Raw genomic sequence first — 23,926 nt, 5'->3', positions numbered from 1 at the left:
TATTAAGCTTCAGGGCCCACTGAACACCCTGAAGCAACAGAGAAAGCGACCTTAGGGTCGCTTTTTTTGTTTCTGGCCTTCGCCGGTGCGCCGGACCGGTCAGAATCCCCTGTCCGCCGCAAGTGGCCAGCAGGCCGTGCGCCGGTTCTTATCGCCAGCACGAGACCGACCATGCAGGATGCCAGCCTCGCTCCCTCCGCGACACAGCCCACGCCCTTACTGGGTATCGACCTCGGTACCACCAACAGCCTGATTGCCGTCTGGCGCGATGGCGCCGCGCAGCTGATCCCCAATGCCCTGGGCGAAGTGCTGACCCCGTCGGTGGTCAGCGTCGATGACGACGGCAGCATCCTCGTCGGCCAGGCTGCACGGTCGCGCCTGACTACTCATCCGCAGCGCACCGCTGCGGCGTTCAAACGCTTCATGGGCAGCGACAAACGCTATGAACTGGGCGAGCACCGCTTCAGCCCCGAAGAGCTGTCGGCCCTGGTCTTGGGCGCCTTGAAGCAGGATGCCGAGGCTTACCTGGGCTGCGCGGTGAGCGAGGCGGTGATCTCGGTACCGGCCTATTTCAGCGACGAGCAACGCAAACGCACATTGTTCGCCGCGGAGCTTGCCGGCTTGACCGTGCAACGGTTGATCAACGAGCCGACTGCCGCCGCCATGGCCTACGGCCTGCACGAGCAGAAGTTCGAGCGCACCCTGGTGTTCGACCTGGGCGGCGGCACTTTCGACGTCACGGTGCTGGAGTACGCGCTGCCGCTGATCGAGGTGCATGCCTCCACCGGCGACAACTACCTGGGCGGCGAGGACTTCACCGAGGCCTTGCTGCTGGCCTGCCTGCGCGACTGGAACCTGGCCCTCGAAGACCTCGAAGGCCAGGCCCTGGCCAGCCTGCGCGACGCCATCGAGCAGCTCAAGCGCGAGGCGGGCGAGGGCAGCCGCACGCTCAGCTGGAGCGGCGACGGCCAGGCCCGCGAATGGGTGCTCGACGAACTCAAGCTGCAGGCCATCTGGGCACCTTTGCTGGCGCGGGTGCGCACCCCCATCGAGCAGGCCCTGCGCGATGCCCGGCTGAGCCCACGGGAGCTGGACAGCCTGGTGCTGGTCGGCGGTGCCACGCGCATGCCGCAGGTGCAGCAACTGGTGGCCAAGCTGTTCGGCCGCCTGCCGTACCGGCACCTGGACCCGGACACTATCGTCGCCCTCGGCGCCGCCAGCCAGGCCGCCTGCAAGGCCCGTGACGCGGCCATCGACGAGCTGATCCTGACCGATGTCTGCCCCTACACCCTGGGCGTCGCCTCTTCGCGGGGCGAAGACGTCACCGGCGCGTTCTCGCCGATCATCGAGCGCAATACGGTGATCCCCACCTCCAAGGTGCAGCGCTTCTACAGCAGCCATGCCGAGCAGAAATTCGTGCGTATTGCCGTCTACCAGGGCGAGCGGCCGTGGGTGCGCGACAACATCCTGGTCGACAGTTTCGAGATCCCGCTGGAGCAGACCGGCCAGGTCCAGTCGCTGGACGTGCGTTTCAGCTACGACATCAACGGCCTGCTGGAAGTGGACGTGACCTTCCTCGAAAGCGGCCAGAAGCACAGCCACAGCATCGACCGCAGCCCCACCGGCCTGGATGCCGATGCGCGCCAGGCCAGCCAGGCGCGCCTGGCCAAGCTCAAGATCCACCCACGCGACACGCTGCCCAACCGCACCCTGCTGGCGCGCCTTGAACGTGCCTGGATGCAGAGCCTGGGCGATGAACGCGAGTTGATCAGCGGTTGGCTGGATGCCTTCAACAACGTGCTGGCCCGCCAGCAGGCCAGCGAGATCAGCCGCGAGCGCCAGGCCTTGAGCCAGGCGCTCGACGAACTGCGCTACTGACCGTTCATCCGCCGCAGGGTGGCCTGCAGGCTGTCTTCCAGCAGCCCCGGCTGCCCCGGTGCCGAGCCATAGCGGTTCGGCAGCCGGTCGCCAGGCCAGCCCAGCAACAGGAAGGGCACGAATGGCAGCAGGCGGCTGACCACCACCAGCAGGAGCAGTGAGGGTACGCCGCGATTGAGGTCGTGCAGGCGCCTGAGCAGGGCGCTGATCACCAGCCCGATGATCACCAGGATCAGTGCTGGCATTGTCAGCATGAGGCTGTAGCACAGGGTGATGGCGACCAGGTGCAGGCCAAAACCTGAGCGGTTCAGGCGGCTATTGAGCTTCCACACGGCCCAGAACGGCGCGGGCTTGTGCTGCAGGTCGTTGCGCAGCATGCGCTCGGACCAGGCCAGCAGCGCGGTGATCGCGCAGCGCAGGCCGAGGTCCTGCTGCGGGTCGTCCTTGGCTTTTTGCAGCGCGCGCAGCACCTTCACCTTGGGCGGGGTGCAATCGTTGAGCAGGCTGTCGAGGGCGTCCAGCGCGTGGTTGAAGGGGCGGCTTTCGACACCTTGGGCGGCCACGTATTCGGGGGCCGGGTGCTTGACCTTGCCCTCCACCAGGCCACGGCGCAGCGGCTCGAACCAGGCACCGTGCAGGTCCACCGCCTCCAGGCGGTTGCGCAGGCGTGTGCGCTGTTCCTCATCCAGCGAGCGGTCGTGGTACAGCACCGCGCAGAACAGCAGGTAGCCCAGGGTGGAATCGTTGAGCAGGCCACCGTCGTCGTTGTCCAGGCAGGCCGCCAGTTGCACGGCGCTGGGCAGGCGGGCGCTGTCGAGTGCTTGCCTGAGGCTGAGCAGGCGGTTGGCCACGGCGCGTTGCAGCGGGTCGCGGGTATCCAGGCTGCCGAGCAGGCCGCTACCGCCTTCGGCGCTGGTGTGCAGCAAGGCGTGCAGGTTGGCGAACGGGTGCTCGCTCGGGTACTGCAGTTGCCCCGTCAGCGCGGGGTCGATCAGGGCCAGCCAACGCGCCGGCTGCTCGAGCAGGGCCAGCATGAACAGCTGCTGACGATGCCAGTCCCACAAGGCCTCGCCTTGCGGTTGCGGCGGCATCAGTACACCGTCCCCGGCCAGGTTGGCCTGCAACTGCACGGCGAACGGCACGGTGAACATGCGCCGCAACTCGAAGTGGCTGTCCAGTTCATGCAGCGCCCGGGCCGAATACACCCGCATGCGCCGCAACCATTCGCGGCACACCGGGTGCACGGCGGCCTCGCTCAGCGCCTCGGGCAGTGTTTGCGCCGGGTCGTCGCTGGCGCAGAACTGCACCAGCGCCTGCACCACCGGGGAGTGCTCCAGCCAGTGCAGTTGTTGCCTGGCCTGGCGCTGGAAACCTTCGAGGATCAACGCGTCGAGGGGCTCTGCGCTGTTCGGTTGGTCAGTGATCAGGCGCAGCAGCCCGGCCTCGCCGCGTTGCAGCGCCCAGGCCTGCCAATACAGGCGGTGCAGCTCGCGGTCGGGCTGCTCTTGCAGCAGCCAGGCCAGCAGCGGCAGCTCGTCGTCACCGTCCAGGCACCAGTCGACGAAGGTGGCGGCGATGCCGTCGAGCCCTTGGCGCGAAGCCTCGGCCCAGCGCGTCAGGGTTTGCGGCGCCTGCCCCGGGCTGCCCCAGGCCTGGGCCGGGTCGGCCAGGTCGGCGGGCCAGGCGGCCGGTGTGTGCTGCCGGTCGAAGGCCTGGATCAGCAGCGGCAGGCGCTGGGGCTGGCGCTGCGCGCACAGGTCCAGCAGCCAGCGTTCGGCTTGTGGATGCTGGTGTTCGCGGTACAGCCGCAGCCAGCATTCCAGCGCTTGCGCCTCGGCGCCCAGGGCATCGGCCTGGCGGGCCAGCAGGTAGAGCAGGTCGGCGTCGTCTGGCGCTTGGCGCAAGCGCTCCTGCAGCAGGCCATGGAAAGTGCTGCTGGCGATGCCAGCCTGGCTGAACTGCACCATCAGGCGCTCGACCAGGGCGTCGTCATTGGGGATCGCCAGGCAGGTGTGCACACTGGCGAACTGCTCGTACTCGAACAGCGGGCGCTGCTGGAAACAGTGCTCCAGGCTGCGCAGGTACCACAGGGTTTCCATTTGCGCGGTGGGTGGCCAGTCACGCATCAGCCCGGTGTCGAACGGGTCGGGCTCATCCAGCCGGCGCAGGAAGGCTTCCACCGGTTGCGGGTCTTCCAGGCGCAGCAGTTGCTGGTCCCAGGCCAGGCGGCGCGCCAGCAGGCCCGCGCACTGGTGCGACAGCGGCCCGCAGTCGTACAGGGCACGCAGCAATTGCCAGCTCAGTTCGTCCAGCTCATCCAGCGGCAACTCGTCCAGCTCGGCGATGTAGCGCTGCCAGGCCTGCGGGTCGAAGCGCAGGGCCGGCTCTTCGAGCAGGGTGTGGAAGCTGGTCAGCGCCGGATGCGCGGCGGCTTCCTCGGCCGGCTGCTCGCTGTCATCAGGTGGCGCGGGCTCTTGCTCGCGGGCCAGGCGCAAGGCTTCGTCATAGGCCGCACGCAGGGCTTTGAAACCTTCCGGGTCGGTCTCGGGGTGGTGGGCGGGCAGCCGGCCACGGTAGGCCAGGCGGATGGCGTCGAGGTCGTGGGTGGGCTCGATCCCCAGGCGAATCCAGCAGCTCATGACCAGCAATCCTCTTCCAGCGTGGTGGGGCGTTCAGGTTCGGGCAGGGGCAAGTCCCACGGCAGGCCGGCGAGCAGTTCGTGGGCGCCGTGGCGCAGGTTGAGCACGATGCAGCGGTTCCAGTGTTCGCTGCCCTGGCGTTCGAGGTTGGCGGCGAAGGTCTCGTCGCTGCTGTCGCTGACGTTCCACAGCGCCTTGCCAAACAGGTAGCCGGCCAGGTAGGTGTCCCAGCGGTTGTAGTAGTGGCGGGCGCGCAGGGCCAGGCGGTAGTGCAGGTACAGGCTCTCGTCGTGGCTGATCAGGCCCTTCTTGAACCCGGCGCGCAGTAGAAAGCTCATGCGCCCCAGGTCCCAGGCGCGGGTGCCGCCCGGGCCGCAGTCGGGGAAGGTGCGGGCGGCGAATTCGTGGCGGATACGCTCACGTGGAGTGAGCCCGTCGAGCAGGGCTTGCCACTGGCTGGGCAGGCAGCGCTGGAATTGCCAGTAGGCCTCGCTCACCTCGGTGGCGTGGCCGGTGTCGGCCATGCCGAGCATGTCCAGCAGATGGGCGCGGTTGCTGATGCCCCACCAGCGTTCCAGGTCGGACTGGTCTTCGCCTTCGTAGTATTCGGCGGCGGTGTAGCTGGCGCCGTTGAGGGCGGCCATGGGGGCGGAGAGGGCATACAGCCAGTGCTGCGCGGTTTCGTCCATGAAAAATCGATCCTGGGGCGCGGGGGAACTGGCGCGGATTGTAATGCAATGGTTGGCGGCGTGGGGTTACGGTTCCGGTGTAGAAGCGGCCTTGTGTCGCGAAGCGGCCCCAGTTTTCAGCGTCACAACAGAAGTCGCCGGGGCTGCGCTGCAGCCCTTTCGCGGCACAAGGCCGCTCCTACAGAGGGCGTCGAACCAGGGGTGCTCAGTGGCGCTGTTCGTCCGCGCGCAGGGTCAACACCTCATAGCCGCGCTCGGTCACCGCCACGGTGTGCTCCCACTGCGCCGACAAGCTGTGGTCGCGGGTGATCACCGTCCAGCCATCGCGCAGGCTGCGGGTGCCGCGCCCGCCCTGGTTGATCATCGGCTCGATGGTGAACACCATCCCGGGCTGCAGCTTCAGGCCAAAACCGGGCTGGCCGAAGTGCAGCACCTCGGGCGCTTCGTGCATTTCCTGGCCGATGCCATGCCCGCAGTATTCGCGCACCACGCTGTAGCCGGCGGCCTCGGCATGGGCCTGGATGGCGTGGCCGATATCGCCCAGGGTCGCGCCCGGGCGGACCTGTTCGATGCCTTTCCACAGCGCTTCGTAGGTGGTGTCGACCAGCCGGCGGGCCTCTGCGCCGATCTGCCCCAGGCAATACATCTTCGACGAGTCGGCGATATAGCCGCCCTGTTCCAGGGTGATGTCGACATTGACGATCGAGCCTTCCTTGAGCACCTCGTCCAGCTTGGGCATGCCGTGGCACACCACATGGTCCACCGAGGTGTTCAGCGCGTAGGGGAAGCCGTACTGGCCCTTGCTCGCCGGGCGCGCCTTGAGGGTTTCGACGATGAAGGCTTCGGCGCGGTCGTTGATCTGCATGGTGGTCACCCCAGGGCGGATGAACCCGTCGAGGTCGGCGAACACCTGGGCCAGTAGTTGCCCTGCGCGGCGCATCAGCGCCAGCTGGGCGGCGTCCTTGAGTATCACCTTGCTCATTGCAGCAGTTCCTTGAGGTTGGCCTGTTCCTGGCGCAGCAGCTGGCGCAGCAATTCCTGGTAGGTGGCCTGGGGGTGCAGCTCGGCGAGCATGCCGAGGCGGATCCAGTGTTCGGCCTGGGCGTTGATCGAGCGTGACAGGGCGGCACTGGCGATGCGCAGGTCTTCGTGGAGTTCGTCGTTGATCTTGACGATGCCCATGGCTAAGTCATCCGTATATATGAAACGTATATGAATCATATCTTGGATATCGAGAGGTATGCCACCCGCTGGTGCGTTACTCACCACAACGGTGCGTGGGGCAATCGCCGGCAAGCTGGCTCCCGCAGCTTGAACCCTGTGGGCGCTGGCTTGCCAGCGATTGGCCCAGTGCTGGCCTGAGAATTGCTGAGCACACACCATCAAGGCCATCAACGCCGATGGCCGCTTTTCATCACGACGAAGGCGCCGTGTTGCCCCGCTTGCCCAGTGCAGGCGGGGCAGCCGGCGCCTTTGTCGTTTCATCAGCAGGAGATCGCCGATGAGCAGCAGCCAGGTGCGCAGCGTTTGCCCGTATTGCGGGGTGGGGTGCGGGATCGTCATGAGCGTCAGCGACGGCCAGGTGGTGAAGGTCAGCGGCGACAAGCAGCACCCGAGCAATTTCGGCCGCCTGTGCACCAAGGGCCTGACCGCCCATGTGCCGCTGAGCGTCGGGCGCATGGCCCAGGCCTTCGTGCGCCGCCAGCGCAGCCAGCAGCCGGTGCGCACCGGCATGGACCAGGCCATCGCCGAGGCCGCTGCGCGACTGCGCGCGATCATCGACGCGCACGGGCCGGACGCCGTGGCCCTGTATGTGTCCGGGCAGATGTCGCTGGAGGCCCAGTACCTGGCCAACAAACTGGCCAAGGGTTTTATCCGCACCCGCCATATCGAGTCCAACTCGCGCCTGTGCATGGCCAGCGCCGGCAGTGGCTACAAGCAGTCGCTGGGCGCCGACGGCCCGCCGGGCAGCTACCAGGATTTCGAGCGTGCCGAGGTGTTCCTGGTGATCGGCGCGAACATGGCCGACTGCCACCCGATCCTGTTCCTGCGCCTGCTCGACCGGGTCAAGGCCGGGGCCAGGCTGATCGTCGTCGACCCCCGGCGCAGCGCCACCGCCGACAAGGCCGACCTGTTCCTGCAACTGCGCCCGGGCAGCGACCTGGCGCTGCTCAACGGCCTGCTGCACCTGCTGCACGCCAACGGCCACACCGACCCCGATTTCATCGCCCGGCACACCGAGGGCTGGGACGAGCTGCCGGCATTCCTGGCCGACTACACGCCCGCGCGCGTGGCCGCCATAACCGGCCTGAGCGAGGCCGACATCATTGAGGCCGCACGCCTGATCGGCGAGGCCGGCGAATGGATGAGCTGCTGGACCATGGGCCTGAACCAGAGCATCCACGGCACCTGGCACAGCAATGCGCTGTGCAACCTGCACCTGGCCACCGGCGCCATCTGCCGCCCTGGCAGCGGGCCGTTCTCGCTGACCGGCCAGCCCAACGCCATGGGCGGGCGTGAGATGGGCTACATGGGCCCGGGGCTGCCGGGCCAGCGCTCGGCGCAGGTCGAGGCTGACCGTGCGTTCGTCGAGCAGCAATGGCAACTGCCGCCCGGCCATCTGCGCAGCGAAGGCGGCGAGGGCACCGTGGCGCTGTTCGAGCAAATGAAGGCCGGCGAGGTGAAGGCCTGCTGGATCATCTGCAGCAACCCGGTGGCCAGCGTCGCCAACCGCCAGCAGGTGATCGACGGCTTGGGCCAGGCCGAACTGGTGATCAGCCAGGACGCGTTTCTCGACAGCGAAACCAACCGCCATGCCGACATCCTCCTGCCCGCCGCGCTGTGGGCCGAGGGTGAAGGGGTGATGATCAACAGCGAGCGCAACCTCACGCTGATGCCGCGTGCCGTCGCGGCGCCCGGTGAAAGTTTGGAGGACTGGCGGATCATTGCCCGTATCGCTTGCGCCATGGGCTACGCCGAGGCCTTCGACTACCCCGACGCCGAAGCGGTGTACGAGGAAATCCGCCGTTTCTGGAACCCGGCCACCGGCTACGACCTGCGCGGCATCGGTTACGCCGAGCTGCGCGAGCGCCCCCGACAATGGCCGTGCGCCCCAGGGCAAAACGACGACCGCAGCCCATGGCGCTACCGCAACGACGGCCTCAGCCAGCACCTGCTGCGCGACCCGCAAGGCCAGCTGCCGGCGCTGGCCTTCCCCACGCCCAGCGGCAAGGCGCGTTTTTTCGCCCGGCCCTGGTTGCCGCCGGCCGAGCTGCCCGACGACGCCTATCCCTTCGTGCTCAACACCGGCCGCGTGCAGCACCAGTGGCACACCCTGACCAAGACCGGCAAGGTGCCGAGCCTGAACAAACTGGAGCCCGGCCCCTTCGTCGAGATCCACCCTGACGACGCCCGGCGCCTGGGCATTGCCGACAAGGACCAGGTGGCGATCCGCTCACGCCGTGGCCGGGCGCTGCTGCCGGCGCGGCTCAGTGACCGGGTATTGCCCGGTGGCTGCTTTGCGCCGTTCCACTGGAACGACCTGTACGGCGAGCAACTGGCGATCAACGCGGTGACCTGCGATGCGGTCGACCCCACCTCGCTGCAACCGGCCTTCAAGCACTGCGCCGTGGCCCTGGAGCGGGTGGCCGGCGAGCGTATCGAGGCCCTCGACCTGAACACTGCCACCCCTTCGGAGCCTGCCGCCATGCCGACCGCCACCCTGTCCCGCCTGCTGGGCCTGGACGCACTGCCGGCCCCGGTGCTGGCCGAGGACGAACGTCACTACCTGCAGGGCTTCCTGCTCGGCCTGGGCCAGGCCCGTAGCGAAGGCGTGCCGAGCCTGCCGGCCAGTGCGCCGCTGGCCCCGGCCCGGCGGCTGTTCGTCGATGGCTTGCTGGCCGGGCTGTTCGCCCAGCCTGCGGCAGTCCCGGCGATGATAGATGCAGCGCCCTGCCACCACGTACTTTGGGCCTCGCAGACCGGCACGGGCGAGGCTCTGGCCGAACGCTGCGCTCAGCACCTGCGCGAGGCCGGGCTGGCGGTGCAATTGAGCTGCATGGAGGCCGTGAGCCCGGCGCAGTTGCGGGGCAGCGCCAGCGTGCTGCTGATCGCCAGTACCTTTGGCGATGGTGACGCCCCGGACAGCGGCGCGGCGTTTTGGCAGGCGCTGCAGGGCGAGGCGGGCGCGCATTGCGCGGCACTGCCCTATGCGGTACTGGCGCTGGGCGATTCGAGTTACGACCAGTTCTGCGGGTTTGGCCGCAAGCTCGACCAGCGCCTGGCCGAACTGGGCGGGCGACGCCTGTTGGCGCGGGTCGATTGCGAGCCGGACCATGACGAAGCCTTCAGCACCTGGCTGGCCGCCCTGCTGCCCGAGTTGGGTAGCGCCGCGCCAGCCTGCGTTGAGCCCGAGCCGATAGACACCTACAGCAAGCAGCAGCCCTGGCTGGCGCCGGTGCTGGAGAACCGCTTGCTCAGCGGCCCTGGCTCGACCAAGGAAACCCGCCAAGTGGTGTTCGACCTGAGCGGCAGCGGCTTCACCTATCAGCCCGGCGATGCCTTGGGCGTATGGCCGCGCAACTGCCCGGCGCTGGTCATCGAGCTGCTGGCACTGATGCAGCTCGATGGCCAGGCCCAGGTCGAGCTCAAGGGGCACGCACCGATGCCGCTGGCCGTGGCCCTGGAGCGGCACCTGGAAATCGCCCGGGTTACGCCGCAGCAGCTGGAAGTGTTCAGCCAGACGGCCGAGGCGTTGCGCGATCTGCTGCAGGACAAAACCGAATTGAAAGACTGGCTGTGGGGCCGTCAGCTGGCCGACGTGCTGCGCGAATACCCCCAGCAGTTACCGCTGGAGACCTGGCTGACGCTGCTCAAGCCGCTGCAGCCGCGCCTGTACTCGATCAGCTCAAGCCTCGCCGCGCACCCGGGGCAGGTGCACCTGACGATGGCCACCGTGCGCTACGGCGAGCGCAAAGGGGTCTGCTCGGCGTTTCTCGCCGACCGGGCTCAGGCACTGGAAGTGGCAATCTTCCCGCAGCCGTCCAGGCACTTCCGCCTGCCCGAGGACGACAGCCTGCCGATCATCATGATCGGCCCCGGCACCGGTGTGGCGCCGTTTCGCGGGTTCCTTCAGGAGCGCGAGGTGCGCGCGGCCAGCGGGGGCAACTGGCTGTTCTTCGGCGAGCAGCAGGCGGCCTGCGATTTCTATTACCGCGAGCAACTGGAGGCCTGGCAGGCCAGCGGGCACCTGCGCCTGAGCACGGCGTTTTCCCGCGATCAGGCCGAGAAGATCTATGTGCAACAGCGCCTGCTGGAGCACGGCGCCGAGCTGTGGCAGTGGTTGCAGGCGGGGGCATATGTCTACATCTGCGGCGATGCCCAGCGCATGGCCAGGGATGTGGATAGCGCATTGCGCAAGCTGGTGGCCGAGCATGGCGGCATGGATGCGGCGGCGGCGGATGCCTATGTCGAGGCGCTGGGGCGCGACAAGCGTTATCGGCGGGATGTGTATTGAGTGCCCCGCGTTGGGGAGCTGTGCACCTTGGCTGTGCATTCATGGGTGGCCTGTGCCGGCTGCTTCGCGGGTAAACCCGCTCCCACAGGAGCAGCGAAGGCCCTGTGGGAGCGGGTTTACCCGCGAAGCAGCCGGTGAGGCAACGCGACATGCAGGTCTTGGCACAGTCTCTGCTTTGACAGATTCACAACAGCCCCACTGATCAACGGCGATCAAACCAGGGGCCTCACACTGATGAGTACAGGCAAAGGCGCCTGGAGCTTACGCTCCAGGCGCCTTTTTGTTTTCCGTGATCGAGGAACGGCTATGAAGGCAACAGCGAACGGCGCACAACGGGCACGACTGGTCATCGTCGGCAACGGCATGGTCGGCCACCACTGTGTCGAACAACTGATCGGGCAGGGCGCACTCGAGCGCTTCGAGCTGCATGTGTTCGGTGAAGAGCGCCAGCGTGCCTACGACCGGGTGCACCTGTCGGAATACTTCGCCGGGAGCTGCGCCGAGACCCTGGCCCTGTGCGGGCAGGGCTACTACGGCGACAACGGCGTACACCTGCACCTGGGCGAGGCGGTGCTGGAGATCGACCGTGAGCGCTGCGAGGTGGTCACCGCCGAGGGCCGTTACGGTTATGACCAACTGGTGCTGGCCACCGGCTCCTACCCGTTCGTGCCGCCGGTCGAAGGCTGCAGCGGCAACGCCCGCCTGGTCTACCGCACCCTCGATGACCTCGATGCGATCCGCGCCGCCGCCAGTGATGCCCGCCGTGGCGTGGTGGTCGGCGGTGGCCTGCTGGGGCTGGAAGCGGCCAACGCACTCAAGTCGTTGGGGCTGGAAGCCCATGTGGTGGAGTTCGCTCCTCGGCTGATGCCGGTGCAGTTGGACATCGACGGTGGCGCGGCACTCAAGGCACAGATCGAAGCGCTGGGCGTGGGCGTGCACCTGTCCCGTGCCACCCAGTCGGTGAGTGCCGGTGAAGACTACCGCTACCGCATGAACTTCGACGGCGGCGAACACCTGGAAACCGACCTGATCGTGTTCTCTGCCGGTATTCGCCCGCAGGACGCCCTGGGCCGGGCCAGCGGCCTGGAGATCGCCGCCCGGGGTGGCGTGGTGATCGACAAGCATTGCCGCACCAGCGACCCGAAGATTTTCGCCATCGGCGAGTGCGCTTCGTGGAACGGCAGCGTGTTCGGCCTGGTCGCCCCGGGCTATGCCATGGCGCGCAACCTGGCAGCGCTGTTGATGGGCGCGGCAAGTGGCGAGTTCACTGGCGCCGACATGTCGACCAAGCTCAAGCTGCTGGGGGTGGATGTCGGCTCCATCGGCGATGCCCACGGCGCCACCCCGGGCGCGCGCAGCTACCGCTTCATCGACGAAGCCAACGCCAGCTACCGCAGGCTGGTGGTGGACGCCAGCGGCAAGCATGTGATCGGCGCGGTGCTGGTGGGCGACAACAGCTATTACGACACCCTGCTGCAATACGCCCAGAACGGCATCAAGCTGCCGGCCGACCCGGCCGCGCTGATCCTGCCCCAAGGGGGCGGCGCGCCAGCGCTGGGCGCCGATGCGTTGCCCGACAGCGCGACCATCTGCTCGTGCCACAACGTCAGCAAGGGCGCGGTGTGCGCGGCCATCGACAGCGGCTGCAGCGACCTTGCGGCGGTCAAGGGCTGCACCAAGGCGGCCAGCGGGTGCGGCGGCTGTGCGGCGCTGCTCAAGCAAGTGTTCGAACACGAGCTCACCGCCCGTGGCGTGACCGTCGACAAGAGCCTGTGCGAGCACTTTGCCTACACCCGCCAGGAGCTTTACGGCCTGGTGCGGGTCGAGGGCATCCGCAGCTTCCACGAGTTGCTCGAACGCCACGGCAAAGGCCATGTCGGCTGTGACATCTGCAAGCCGGCAGTGGGCAATATCCTCGCCTCGTGTTGGAACCAGCCGATCATGGACCCGGCGCTGGTGCCGCTGCAGGACACCAACGACACCTTCATGGCCAATATGCAGAAGAACGGCACCTACTCGGTGGTGCCGCGCATCCCTGGCGGCGAGATCACCCCGGAAAAACTCATCGTGATCGGCCAGGTGGCGAAAAAGTACGACCTCTACACCAAGATCACCGGCGGCCAGCGCATCGACCTGTTCGGCGCCCAGCTGCATGAGCTGCCGCTGATCTGGGGCGAGCTGATCGAGGCCGGTTTCGAGACCGGCCACGCCTACGGCAAGTCGACCCGCACGGTGAAGTCCTGCGTGGGCAGCACCTGGTGCCGCTATGGCGTGCAGGACAGCGTGGCCATGGCCCTGCGCCTGGAGGACCGCTACAAGGGCCTGCGCTCGCCGCACAAGCTCAAGTTCGCGGTGTCTGGCTGCACCCGCGAGTGCGCCGAGGCGCAGAGCAAGGACATCGGCGTGATCGCCACCGACAAGGGCTGGAACCTGTACGTGTGCGGCAACGGCGGCATGCGCCCGCGCCATGCCGAGCTGTTCGCCACCGACCTGGACGATGAAACCCTGGTACGGCTGATCGACCGGGTGCTGATGTTCTACATCCGCACCGCCGACAAGCTGCAGCGCACCTCGGTGTGGCGCGAAGGCCTGGATGGCGGGCTGGACTACCTCAAGCAGGTGATCCTCGACGACAGCCTGGGCCTGGCCGCCGAGCTGGAAGCGCAGATGCAGCATGTGGTCGAGCAATACGAATGCGAGTGGGCCAACGCCCTGAACGACCCGGAAAAACTCAAGCGCTTTCGCACCTTCGTCAACGACCGGCGCGCCGACCCCGATGTGCACTTCGTCCGCGAGCGTGGCCAGCGCCGGCCTGCTGCTGCGTTGCACCTGATCCCGACCCATGAGGAGGTTGTCTGATGAACCTGTCCAATGCTGCTGTAGCAACGCAAACCACCTGGCAGGCCGTGTGCCAGGCCGTCGACCTGGTTGCCGATTCCGGCGTGGTGGTATGGCATGCGGGCGAGCAGGTGGCGCTGTTCTACCTGCCGGGGCACGAGCAGGCGTTGTACGCCATCGACAACCGCGACCCGCGCTCGGGGGCCAATATCATCGGTCGCGGGCTGGTGGGCAGCCTGCAGGGTGAGCTGGTGGTGGCGGCGCCGCTGTACAAGCAGCATTTCAGCCTGCAGGACGGGCGTTGCCTGGAGGATGCCGCGCAGCAGTTGCGGGTGTGGCCGGTGCGGGTGGTGGCGGGGCAGGTGGAGATTGGCTTGGGGTAATCTCACCTGGCCTCATCGCCGGCAAGCCGGCTCCCACAGGGAGACGCGGTTCCTGTGGGAGCCGGCTTGCCGGCAATGAGGCCAGTGCAGCCGACATGCCTCTACGGCAACGGATTACAGCACTCGCCCGCGCAGATACACTGCCTCGCATGAACCTCGACACCCGCATCAAGTTTCGCCACCTGCTGTGCTTCCTGGAGATTGCCCGGCAGGGCAGCCTGGCCCGTGCCGCCGATGTGCTCGCCATCAGCCAGCCGGCCATCTCCAAGACCCTCAAGGAACTGGAAGACCTGCTCGAAGCACGGCTGTTCGAGCGCACCCACCTGGGCGTCAACCTGACCCCCGCCGGCACCCGTTTCATGCGTTACGCCGGGCCCAGCGTGCAGGCCCTGCGCGATGGCGTGGGCAGCGTGCGTGGCGACGCCAGGACACCCTCGCAGGTGCGCATCGGCGTGCTGTCGACGGTCGAGGGCCTGCTGATGCCCGAAGTGCTGTGCCGCCTGCACCAGCGCCATGAAGCCCTGGTGATCAGCGTGGTCACCGGGGTCAGTGCGCAGTTGCTCGGGCAACTGCGCCTGGGCGAGCTGGAGCTGGTGGTCGGGCGTATGACCGACAGCCCGCAGATCCAGGGCCTGTCATTCGAACACTTGTACAGCGAATCGATGGCCCTGGTGGTACGTCCGGGCCACCCGCTGCTGGCCAGCGCACCGGTGGAGCGGGCGCAGGTGGGCAGCTATCCGCTGGTGCTGCCGCCCCAGGGCACCACCATTCGCCGGCACGCCGACAGCCTGTTCGTGCAGTGCGGTATCGCGTTGCCGGCACAGCGCTTGGAAACCCTGTCGCTGGCCTTGAGCCGCCGTTACCTGCTGGGCAGCGATGCGTTGTGGGTGGCGCCGCGCGACGCGGTGTTGCTCGACCTGCGCCGTAACGAACTGGCCGAGCTGGACCTGGGCGTGCGCGAGCCGGGCGGCTCGGTGGGCATCTGCCGCAATGCCGACTTGCCGCCGAGCCTCCCCGCGCAGTGGGTGTGCGAGGTGCTGCGCGAGGTGGCGGGGCAGTACCGGGACGGCCTGTACCCCTGAGCAGGTCTTTGGGCAGGGCCGTTTTCAGCCACTGTCTCGAAGGGTGTGATGGCGATCTGGTACTCCACGGTCTGCTGGACTGGCGTCTGTTGTTCAAATACCGGAACTTATCAGGCTTTCCTGGCTCCTATGCCGGTAGCCATTGGTCGTGGCCGCCTGATAAGCTCGCGGCTTTACCCTGATTTGCCCCTCTGGCGCATGAACAAGGAATCAGCATGAAACAAACTCGTCTGGCGGCTGCGGTTGCCCTGGTAGGTCTGGTGCTGGCGGGCTGCGACGCCCAGACCAGCAGCGTCGAACTGAAGACTCCGGCACAGAAAGCTTCCTACGGTATCGGCCTGAACATGGGCAAGAGCCTGGCTCAGGAAGGCATGGACGACCTGGATTCGAAAGCTGTCGCCCAAGGTATCGAGGATGCGGTCGGCAAGAAAGAACAGCGCCTGAAGGACGAAGAGCTGGTCGAGGCCTTCTCCGCCCTGCAGAAGCGCGCTGAGGAGCGTCTGGCCAAGGCCAGCGAAGAAGCTGCCGCCACCGGCAAGAAGTTCCTGGAAGAAAACGCCAAGAAAGCTGGCGTGGTCACCACGGCTTCGGGCCTGCAGTACGAAGTGGTGAAGAAGGCCGATGGCCCGCAGCCAAAACCGACTGATGTCGTGACCGTTCACTACGAAGGCAAGCTGATCGATGGCAAGGTGTTCGACAGCTCCGTCGAGCGCGGCGCCCCGATCGACCTGCCGGTCAGCGGCGTGATCCCGGGCTGGGTCGAAGGCCTGCAACTGATGCATGTCGGCGAGAAGTACAAGCTGTACATTCCGGCCGAGCTGGCCTACGGCGCCCAGAGCCCGAGCCCGCTGATCCCGGCCAACTCGGTCCTGGTCTTCGACCTGGAACTGCTGGGCATCAAAGACCCGAGCAAGCAGGACGCCGAACCGGCCCAGGCTGAGTAAGCGCACCCTTTGCTGTACAACGACGCCCCGTTTCGACGGGGCGTCGTCGTTTTTGCAGGTGGTTGACGCGAACCGCTGACGTCCTTCACTGTCGCAAGCAATGCCGTGGGATGAACCTGCGGCGGGTTGTCGCAAAACGTTTGCGCAATTGAAACGGCTGTGTAAAAAACGCCCGATCCGTGCCCGGCCCTTGTCCGGCGGGCGCCGAGCGGCGCAAAGGCGGTCCTGTTCACAAGGTTATCCACAATAAATGTGGATAACTGTCCGTTGCTCTGGAGGTTGCATGAGCGCTCCCTGGAATTTCGCCCGTTTCCTGCCGCTGGCCGAGCGCCTGCTCAGCCGTGGGCGTTTGCCGGCGCTGTTGTTTGCGGTCGCGCGCAAGGGGCCCAAGCTTGGCCAGTTGCGTGAGGATGTGCGGCTGATGCAGGCCCTGTGCCTGGCCTGGTGGCGTGGCGAGTACCGCGCGGTGAGCCCCAAGGCGCTGGTGACCGTCGTCGCCGGGCTGCTGTATTTCGTCAGCCCCCTGGATGCGATTCCCGATTGGCTGTTGGGGGTCGGTTTCCTCGATGATATCGCCGTGCTCGGCTGGGTATTGAAGACCGTGGCCGATGAACTGAGCCGCTTCAGGGCCTGGCGCGACAGCCAGGCGCCGGAGAAACTGCGGGTGGTCGAGCGCCTGCCGGCCACGCCCGAGGCGCTGCGCCTGGAGCGTCCAAACCGCTGAACAAGCAGCGAGCGCACAGACCCCCGAGGTTGGTAATATAATTGGCATAAGCGTTATGCCTAGGGATTACATGCCGTGATCCAACGTCAAGGGGGTTGTATGGGTATTCAGGTCATCAGCCGGGACGGTCAGCCCGAGTACGCAGTGGTTCCCTGGGAGCAGTATCAGGCGCTGCTGGCCGCCGCGGGCCAGGCACCTGCCGCGGCGCCAGGCAGTACCGACACTGTCGAAAGCACAACGCAGAGCGCCAGCCTGCGTGCTTTGGATGAGCTGGCGTCGTTGCGTCAGGCCAAAGGCCTGGCTCCCGAGCAGCTGGCGCGCACGGTAGGCATCAGCCCGGCTTACCTGGCGATGATCGAGTCCGGCGAACGCCGTCCTGACGCTGCAATCCTGCGCAGCCTGGCCTGGCACCTGGGCATTGGTGGCTGGAGCGAGCCGTCATGAGCCAGGTCAGGATCAGCCGTCAGCACTGGGAGAGTCTGCTGACCGAGCTCGACCTGGCCCGCCGTCAACGCCACCTGCTCACCTACCGCGCATTGCTCGAACGCCTCCAGTTGCCCAGCCCGGCCATGCAGACACTGACCGCCGCCCTGGAATACCTGGCGCTGCTTGATGCCCGCGCCGAGCAGCCGTTGCGCAGCTCGCTGGTGATCAGCCAGGGCGCCAGCCGCCTGCCACGTACCGGTTTTTTCGAGTGCGTCGAGCGGCTGGGCAGGTTCAACGGGCCGGTGGATGGCATGGAAGCGGCGTCATGGCATGCCTCGGAAGTGGTGCGGGTATTCGAGTATCGGTATCCGGAAGAGGCGTGAAACGGGGGCGGCAGTGCCGGCTTCATCGCTGGCAAGCCAACGCCCACAAGAGCTGCGTAACTTCTGTAGGCGCGGCCTTCTCGGGGGCTCCTAAACAGGCAGTTGTTTTCACATGACGTTGCCCACCTAGCAGCAGGTGCTTTGATCGCGGGCCCGCTCGCTCTGCTGCTCGGTGATCAGCTTGAGCACGTCGATCACCCGCCCCAGCCCCAGGTAGCGGCCGCCCTGGGTAATGATGAAGGCGTCCTCGATACGCTGTTGCGCCCGGCTGGTCAGCAGGCGGCTGACCTGCTGCAGTGATTGCCCACGTTCGACTGCCACAAAGTCCTGGCTCATCACTTGGCTGACGGGTTTGCCTGTTAACAGCTCGCTGCCCGCTGGCTTGAGCAGCGCTTCGGACAACGAATGGCGATGGACGATACCGCACGGCTTGCCTTGTGGGTCCAGCACGGCGATGGAGTTGAGGCTGGCCTGGCGGCGGAAGGCCTCCAACACATGCTGGGTGGCGGTTTCCAGCGGCACTGCTGGCTGCTGGATAAGCAGGGCGCCAAGGTCGGCGTTGTCTTCGTTCAACGTGGCAGGGCTGCTCGGCACTTGAGGCGGCAGGATCGAGCATTCACGTGCAGCGGTCTCCTGAGGGCGGCCAAGCAGATAGCCCTGTAGCAGCTCAACGCCCATTTCACTCAATACTGCCAGCTCTTCCGCCAGCTCGATGCCTTCGGCGATCACCTGGGCGCGTGAGGCGCGGGCGATTTGCAGAATGGAACCGACGAACTCGCGCTTGAGCGGGTCCTGGTGGATGCCGTCGATAAAGTGGCGGTCGATCTTCACGTAGTCCGGGCGCAGCTCCGACCACAGGCGCAGGCTTGAATAGCCTGCGCCCAAGTCATCCAGGGCAATCGAGAAACCCATGTCGCGGTAATGGTGCAGGGCGTTGAACAGCAGCTGGAAGTCTTCGGTGGGCGTCTGCTCGGTGAGTTCGATGACCACCCGGCTGGGCGACAGGCCGACCTGTTCGAGCATCTTCAGGGTACGCCCGGAAGGGTAGTGCGGTTCCAGCAGGGACTCGGGCGAAACGTTGAGGAACAGCTTGCCCTCGAGGTTCTGTTCGGCAAAGCGCCGGCAGGCGGTTTCGCGGCACAGCACTTCCAGTTCGCTGAGGCGCCCGGCCTGGCGGGCGATGGCAAACAGGTTCAGCGGCGAATGCAGCGGGCTGTTGGAGGGGCCGCGGCTCAAGGCTTCATAGCCGAGAATGCGCCGTTCAGAAAGACAGACGATGGGCTGGAACAGGCTGTGCACGCTACGTTGAGCCAGGATGGCGCTCAGTGCGCTGAGCTGTTCGGTGACGGTCATGGACTGCTTCCTGAATAGAAAAAGGCCGGGCGTTTTCACGCCCGGCCCTTCTATTTCACGACAGTCAGATGACTGTTTAATGACGGCTCACATTATATTGCCATCACTTCAGTGCTTGGCCACCGACGTGCTCAAGCTCAGGTAGTCGAGCAGGATGCGCCCGGTCTCCGACAGGTAGGCGTCGTCTTCCGGTTTGGTGTCGTCCGGCTCGGCTGGCAGCGCGTCCTCGTCTTCCTTTTTCAGCTCTTTGAGCGGTTCTTCGCCCTTGGCCTTGCGGCGGATGTTTTCCAGCGCCAGCTGCTTGGCCTCGATCTGGTCGTGGCGCGCGCGGCGGTCCTGCTCGTTGAGGCTGACGGTCTTCTCGTCCATCAGCTTCTGGGTCAGCGCCAGGCGGTCACGGATGTAGGCAAACTCGGCATCCTTGACGCTGCGCGCCTCATGCTGTGCCTTGAGCTGGGCCAGGTACGGCTTGAACGGGTCGGCCACCGGCTTGATCACCGGGCGGATGGTGTCCCACGGCATGGCTTCGGGCAGGGCGCTCTCGCCGATTTCCTTGGTGTCGATGATCGACGGGTAGGCGATGTCCGGCAGCACGCCCTGGTGCTGGGTGCTCTGCCCGGAAACCCGGTAGAACTTGGCCAGCGTCAGCTTGAGCTCACCATGGTTGAGCGGCTGGATGGTCTGCACGGTGCCTTTGCCGAAGGTCTGGCCACCGATGATCAGCGCGCGGTGATAATCCTGCATGGCGCCGGCGAAGATCTCCGAGGCCGAGGCCGAGAGGCGGTTGACCAGCAGCGCCAGCGGGCCTTTGTAGAAGGCGCCAGGGTTTTCGTCTTCGAGCACGTCCACGCGGCCGTCGCTGTTACGCACCAGCACGGTCGGGCCTTTTTCGATGAACAGGCTGGTCAGCTCGGTGGCTTCCTGCAGCGAGCCACCGCCGTTGTTGCGCAGGTCGATGACCACGCCGTCGACTTTCTCTTTCTGCAGCTCGGTGAGCAGCTTCTTCACGTCGCGGGTGGTGCTCTTGTAGTCCGGGTCGCCGGCGCGATAGGCCTTGAAGTCGAGGTAGAAGGCCGGGATCTCGATGATCCCCAGCTTGTAGTCGCGGCCGTCCTGCTTGAGCTTGAGCACCGACTTCTTCGCCGCCTGCTCTTCGAGCTTGACCGCTTCACGGGTGATCGAGACGATCTTGCTGGTCTGGTCGTTCGGCGCATTGCTCGCCGGGATCACTTCCAGGCGCACCACCGAGCCTTTCGGGCCACGGATCAGCTTGACCACTTCGTCCAGGCGCCAGCCGACCACGTCGACCATTTCCTTGTTGCCTTGCGCCACGCCGATGATCTTGTCGGCCGGGGCCACCTGCTTGGTTTTCGCCGCAGGGCCAGCGGGCACCAGGCGTACGATCTTGACCTGGTCGTTGTCGCTCTGCAGCACCGCGCCGATGCCTTCGAGCGACAGGCTCATGTTGATGTCGAAGTTTTCGGCGTTGTCCGGCGACAGGTAGTTGGTGTGCGGGTCGTAGGACTGGGCGAAGGTGTTGATGTAGGCCTGGAAGATGTCTTCGGCACGGGTCTGGTCCAGGCGCGCCAGCTGGTTCTTGTAGCGCTTGGTCAGGGTTTCCTGGATCTGCTTGAAGTCCTTGCCGGCGATCTTCTGGCGCAGCACTTCATCCTTCACGCGCTTGCGCCACAGGTCGTCGAGCTCGGCCGAGTTCTTCATCCACGGGGCGTCCTTGCGGTCGACCAGCAGGTCCTCTTTTACGGTGAAGTCGATCTTGTCGACGCCCTTGTTCAGTTCGGCCAGGGCGAAGTCCAGGCGCTGCTTCACACGGTCCAGGTAGCGCTTGTAGATGGTGAAACCGGGGTCGAGGTTGCCGCTTTTCAGAAAATCGTCGAACTGCGTCTTCCACTTGTCGAACTCGGCGATGTCGGCCGCGTTGAAATAGCTGCGTGACGGGTCCAGCAGCTTGATGTAGCTGTCATAGATGATGACCGAACGGGCGTCGTCCAGCGGCGGCTTGCTGTAGTGGTGGCGCTTGAGCAACTCGACCACGTTGAGGCTGGCGACGATCTCGTCACGGTCTGGCTGCAAGCTGTCCCACTTGTTGGCGGCGGCCGCATTGCCACCGAGCGTGAGGCTGCCGAGCCCGATGACGAGGGCGAGGGCGGTGCTGGGGAGGAAATGCTTCATGCTGATTCGACGTGTAGGCAATTGATCACGCATAGTAGGCCGTCTTTTCCGTTCGCCGGTTCCATGAAACCGGGAAAATACTGCAAAAAGCCTGGGACGGTGATCCCAGGCTCAGTCATATGATTCAACTATGGAGGCACTGTGAAGGCATTGCAAGGCGTTGACGGACATGTGGCCTGGGTCGAGGCCGAACGCCCGGCCTGTGACGCAGGGCAGGTGCGCATTCGAGTGGCCGCCGCGGGGCTGAACCGCGCCGACCTGCTGCAAAAGGCCGGCCTTTATCCACCGCCGCCGGGTGCCAGCCCTTATATGGGCCTGGAGTGCGCCGGCATCATCGAAGAGGTCGGCGCTGGCGCCGACTGGCGCGTCGGTGACCGGGTCTGCGCACTGCTGGCCGGTGGCGGCATGGCCGAAGAAGTGGTGGTCGATGCCCGCCACGTGCTGCCGGTACCCGAAGGCCTGAGCCTGCACGAAGCGGCGGCGATCCCCGAGGTGTACGCCACGGCCTGGCTGAACATCTTCCAGCTGGGTGGCCTCAAGGCTGGCGAGAAGGTGCTGGTGCATGCTGGCGCCAGCGGCGTGGGTTCGGCGGCGATCCAGCTGTGCAAGGCCTTCGGCAACCCGGTATGGGTCAGCGTCGGCTCTGACGAGCGCCTGGCCTACTGCGAAGGCCTGGGGGCGGCGGGCGGCGTGGTGCGCAATGCCAACCTCGACGCGCTGGAGCAGCTCGGGCCGTTCGATGTGATCCTCGACCCGGTCGGTGCCAGCTATGGGCCGCTCAACCTCAAGCTGCTCGCCCGCGACGGACGCTGGGTGATCATCGGCCTGATGGGCGGGCGCAAGGTCGAGCTGGACCTGGCGCTGGTCCTGGGCAAGCGCCTGCAGGTCACCGGGTCGACGCTGCGCAACCGGGATGACGGATTCAAGGCTGAATTGCTGCGCGAGCTGGGGCAGCAGGTATGGCCGCTGTTCACTGAGGGGCGGTTGTCGGCGCAACTGGTCGATACCTATCCTGTGGAATTTGCCGAGGCGGCCTATGCGGAGCTTGCGAGCAACCAGGTGTCGGGCAAGCTGGTGCTGGTGATCGACCCGAGCCTGGTGTAAGGCATTCCGGCCTCATCGCCGGCAAGCCGGCTCCCACAGGATTGCGCATAGCCCAAGGTCAGCGCGGTTAGTGTGGGAGCCGGCTTGCCGGCGATAGGGGCAGAACTGGCAGCACAAACCTTCAGGCCCAGCTCAGCACCGGCCATCCATTTTTCTCGGCATGCTCACGCAACACCGCATCCGGGTTCACCGCAAACGGATGATCCACTCTCAGCAACAACGGCAAATCGTTGCGCGAATCGGAATAGAAACTCGCCCCTTCCAGGTTCTCCTGCTCCTGGTCCAGCCACTCCAGCAATCGGGTGATCTTGCCTTCGCGGTAGGTCAGCACACCGTGGGTCTTGCCGGTAAACACGCTGTTGACCGCCTCAAGCTCGATGGCCAGGTACTCGTCCACCCCCAGCCGCGCTGCGATCGGCCCCACCAGGTGCGTACCGCTCGCGGAAATGATCAGGATGCGGTCGCCACGCTTGCGGTGTTCGGCGATGCAACGGCAGGCATCGCCGTAGATGATCGGCTCGATCACGTCCTCGACCCACGGCTCGACCAGGTGCTCCACCTCTTCCAGGGTGCGTCCGGCGATCGGCTCCAGGCTGAAAGCCATGTAGTCCTCCATGGCCAGGTGGCCCTTGCCGTAGGCCTCCATCAGTTCATGGTCGCGCTTGAGGAACGCCTTGCCGTCGACCCAGCCCAATCGGGCCATCTGTTCGCTCCACAGTGACGCGCAGTCACCGTGGATCAGGGTTTCGTCCAGATCGAAAATTGCCAATGCCATGGGTTGAATCTCCTTAGGCCACTTCCCGTAGCGCCGTGGGGTCGATCGACAAGGATACACGCTGCCCGTCGGGGTGCAGGTCGGCCGCCGAGCGGTTGAGCACGTCCACCACCAGTTCCACCCCGCGCACCTGCACGCGGTAGCGGATGACGTTGCCCAGCAGGCTGTGGCTGCGTACCTCGCCGTCCAGCTCGCCGTTGACGCCCAGGGTGATGGACTCGGGGCGGATCGCCAGGCGGCTGGCCACCGGGCGCTGCAGCAGGCGGCTGGCGCTGTCGGCATCGAGCAGGTTGTAGTTGCCGATAAAGCCCGCGGCAAACAGATCGACGGGCGCGGTGTAGAGGGTTTCGGCATCGCCGCTCTGGACGATGCGCCCCTGGTTCATCAGGACGATGCGGTCCGACATGGTCAGCGCTTCTTCCTGGTCGTGGGTGACGAAGATGGTGGTCAGCCCCAGCTCACGCTGGATCGCGCGGATCTGCTCGCGCAGGTGCTTGCGAATGCGCGCATCCAGCGCCGACAACGGCTCGTCGAGCAGCAGCAGGCGCGGGCGGGTGACCAGTGAGCGGGCCAGCGCCACGCGTTGGCACTGGCCGCCGGACAACTGGTGCGGGTAGCGCCCGGCGAAGCTGCCCAGTTCCACCAGGTCGAGCACTTCGCGCACCCGTGCCTGGCTTTCCTCGGCCTTGACCTTCTGCATGCGCAGGCCAAAGGCGACGTTCTGCTCCACGGTCATGTTGGGGAACAGCGCGTAGCTCTGGAACACCATGCCGATCCCGCGTTTCTGCGGGCTGACCGGCACGATGTCCTGGCCGTCGAGCAGGATATGGCCGCTGTCCACCGGCGTGAGCCCGGCGATGCAGCGCAGCAGGGTGGACTTGCCGCAGCCCGAGGGGCCGAGCAGGGTGACGAACTCGCCGCGTTCGATCTGGCAGTCGATGTTTTCGAACACCGGGCTGCCGGCGTAGCTCTTTTGCAGTTTCTGTACGCTGACGAAGCTCAT

The 23,926-nt window shown here is 66.1% G+C and carries 17 protein-coding genes and 1 pseudogene; 10 read left to right on the top strand and 8 right to left on the bottom strand.

All coding sequences use genetic code 11. The annotated features are described in order from the left end of the window. Positions 1–171: 171 nt before the first annotated feature. The gene (locus tag L6D77_RS05285) at positions 172–1,878 is read left to right on the top strand and encodes a molecular chaperone HscC (RefSeq protein ID WP_232882374.1); all 1,707 of its coding nucleotides are present in this window, start codon (positions 172–174) and stop codon (positions 1,876–1,878) included. Here L6D77_RS05285 and L6D77_RS05280 read toward each other — a convergent pair. The 4 genes from L6D77_RS05280 to L6D77_RS05265 all read right to left on the bottom strand — a co-directional run bounded on the left by L6D77_RS05280 (position 1,872) and on the right by L6D77_RS05265 (position 6,388). Beyond that, positions 1,872–4,517 (bottom strand): J domain-containing protein, encoded by a 2,646-nt coding sequence (locus L6D77_RS05280; RefSeq protein WP_232882373.1) that lies wholly within the window; start codon positions 4,515–4,517, stop codon positions 1,872–1,874. The genes L6D77_RS05285 and L6D77_RS05280 overlap by 7 nt on opposite strands. Continuing rightward, positions 4,514–5,206, bottom strand: a complete 693-nt coding sequence (locus L6D77_RS05275) for a DUF1266 domain-containing protein (RefSeq protein ID WP_232882372.1) — start codon at positions 5,204–5,206, stop codon at positions 4,514–4,516. Before L6D77_RS05275 ends, L6D77_RS05280 begins: the two co-directional genes overlap by 4 nt. A gap of 205 nt (positions 5,207–5,411) precedes the next feature. Beyond that, entirely contained in the window at positions 5,412–6,188 is a 777-nt protein-coding gene (gene map, locus L6D77_RS05270; protein ID WP_232882371.1) for a type I methionyl aminopeptidase, read from the bottom strand. After that, positions 6,185–6,388 carry a ParD-like family protein gene (locus L6D77_RS05265; RefSeq protein ID WP_110993070.1) on the bottom strand — a complete coding sequence of 68 codons (204 nt, stop codon included), beginning with the start codon at positions 6,386–6,388 and terminating at the stop codon, positions 6,185–6,187. The genes map and L6D77_RS05265 overlap by 4 nt, the downstream gene beginning before the upstream one ends. A 319-nt stretch (positions 6,389–6,707) precedes the next feature. Between L6D77_RS05265 and L6D77_RS05260 the strand changes: the two genes are divergently transcribed. From L6D77_RS05260 to L6D77_RS05225, 8 genes are all read left to right on the top strand, one after another. After that, the gene (locus L6D77_RS05260) at positions 6,708–10,721 is read left to right on the top strand and encodes a bifunctional nitrate reductase/sulfite reductase flavoprotein subunit alpha (RefSeq protein ID WP_232882370.1); all 4,014 of its coding nucleotides are present in this window, start codon (positions 6,708–6,710) and stop codon (positions 10,719–10,721) included. Positions 10,722–11,027: 306 nt separating this feature from the next. After that, on the top strand, positions 11,028–13,580 hold the full coding sequence (gene nirB, locus L6D77_RS05255) for a nitrite reductase large subunit NirB (RefSeq protein ID WP_232882369.1): 2,553 nt from the start codon (positions 11,028–11,030) through the stop codon (positions 13,578–13,580). Further along, positions 13,580–13,942, top strand: coding sequence for a nitrite reductase small subunit NirD (gene nirD / locus L6D77_RS05250; protein WP_232882368.1), 363 nt, complete (start codon positions 13,580–13,582; stop codon positions 13,940–13,942). Before nirB ends, nirD begins: the two co-directional genes overlap by 1 nt. A 149-nt stretch (positions 13,943–14,091) precedes the next feature. After that, positions 14,092–15,024: a pca operon transcription factor PcaQ gene (gene pcaQ, locus L6D77_RS05245; protein ID WP_236170018.1), complete on the top strand. Its 933-nt coding sequence runs from the start codon at positions 14,092–14,094 to the stop codon at positions 15,022–15,024. A gap of 215 nt (positions 15,025–15,239) precedes the next feature. Continuing rightward, positions 15,240–15,968, top strand: coding sequence for a BamJ family beta-barrel-assembly machinery protein (locus L6D77_RS05240; RefSeq protein ID WP_125463028.1), 729 nt, complete (start codon positions 15,240–15,242; stop codon positions 15,966–15,968). 283 nt (positions 15,969–16,251) lie between these two features. Beyond that, positions 16,252–16,692, top strand: a complete 441-nt coding sequence (locus L6D77_RS05235; RefSeq protein ID WP_232882366.1) for a YkvA family protein — start codon at positions 16,252–16,254, stop codon at positions 16,690–16,692. Positions 16,693–16,791: 99 nt separating this feature from the next. After that, on the top strand, positions 16,792–17,136 hold the full coding sequence (locus tag L6D77_RS05230; protein ID WP_232882365.1) for a helix-turn-helix domain-containing protein: 345 nt from the start codon (positions 16,792–16,794) through the stop codon (positions 17,134–17,136). Continuing rightward, positions 17,133–17,501, top strand: a complete 369-nt coding sequence (locus tag L6D77_RS05225; RefSeq protein ID WP_110993079.1) for a hypothetical protein — start codon at positions 17,133–17,135, stop codon at positions 17,499–17,501. The genes L6D77_RS05230 and L6D77_RS05225 overlap by 4 nt, the downstream gene beginning before the upstream one ends. A gap of 147 nt (positions 17,502–17,648) precedes the next feature. On the opposite strand, the pseudogene L6D77_RS05220 reads toward L6D77_RS05225, so the two are convergent. Then, a pseudogene (locus tag L6D77_RS05220) lies at positions 17,649–18,854 on the bottom strand (EAL domain-containing protein); the annotation flags it as partial. Between the two features lie 108 nt (positions 18,855–18,962). Further along, positions 18,963–21,044 carry a carboxy terminal-processing peptidase gene (locus L6D77_RS05215; protein ID WP_232882364.1) on the bottom strand — a complete coding sequence of 694 codons (2,082 nt, stop codon included), beginning with the start codon at positions 21,042–21,044 and terminating at the stop codon, positions 18,963–18,965. A 141-nt stretch (positions 21,045–21,185) separates the two neighbouring features. Here L6D77_RS05215 and L6D77_RS05210 point away from each other — a divergent pair, with 141 nt between their 5' ends. Continuing rightward, entirely contained in the window at positions 21,186–22,148 is a 963-nt protein-coding gene (locus L6D77_RS05210) for an NAD(P)H-quinone oxidoreductase (protein WP_236170017.1), read from the top strand. Positions 22,149–22,269: 121 nt separating this feature from the next. On the opposite strand, the gene L6D77_RS05205 is transcribed toward L6D77_RS05210, so the two are convergent. Both L6D77_RS05205 and L6D77_RS05200 read right to left on the bottom strand, forming a co-directional pair. After that, positions 22,270–22,923: an HAD family hydrolase gene (locus L6D77_RS05205; RefSeq protein ID WP_232882362.1), complete on the bottom strand. Its 654-nt coding sequence runs from the start codon at positions 22,921–22,923 to the stop codon at positions 22,270–22,272. Positions 22,924–22,936: 13 nt separating this feature from the next. Beyond that, complete coding sequence (locus L6D77_RS05200) at positions 22,937–23,926, bottom strand: ABC transporter ATP-binding protein (protein ID WP_232882361.1); 990 nt, start codon at positions 23,924–23,926, stop codon at positions 22,937–22,939.

The organism is Pseudomonas parasichuanensis (genome assembly GCF_021601385.1).
Lineage (GTDB): Bacteria > Pseudomonadota > Gammaproteobacteria > Pseudomonadales > Pseudomonadaceae > Aquipseudomonas > Aquipseudomonas parasichuanensis.
The sequence above is the reverse complement of the archived record's forward strand: the minus strand, read 5'-3'. Positions and strand labels throughout refer to the sequence as shown.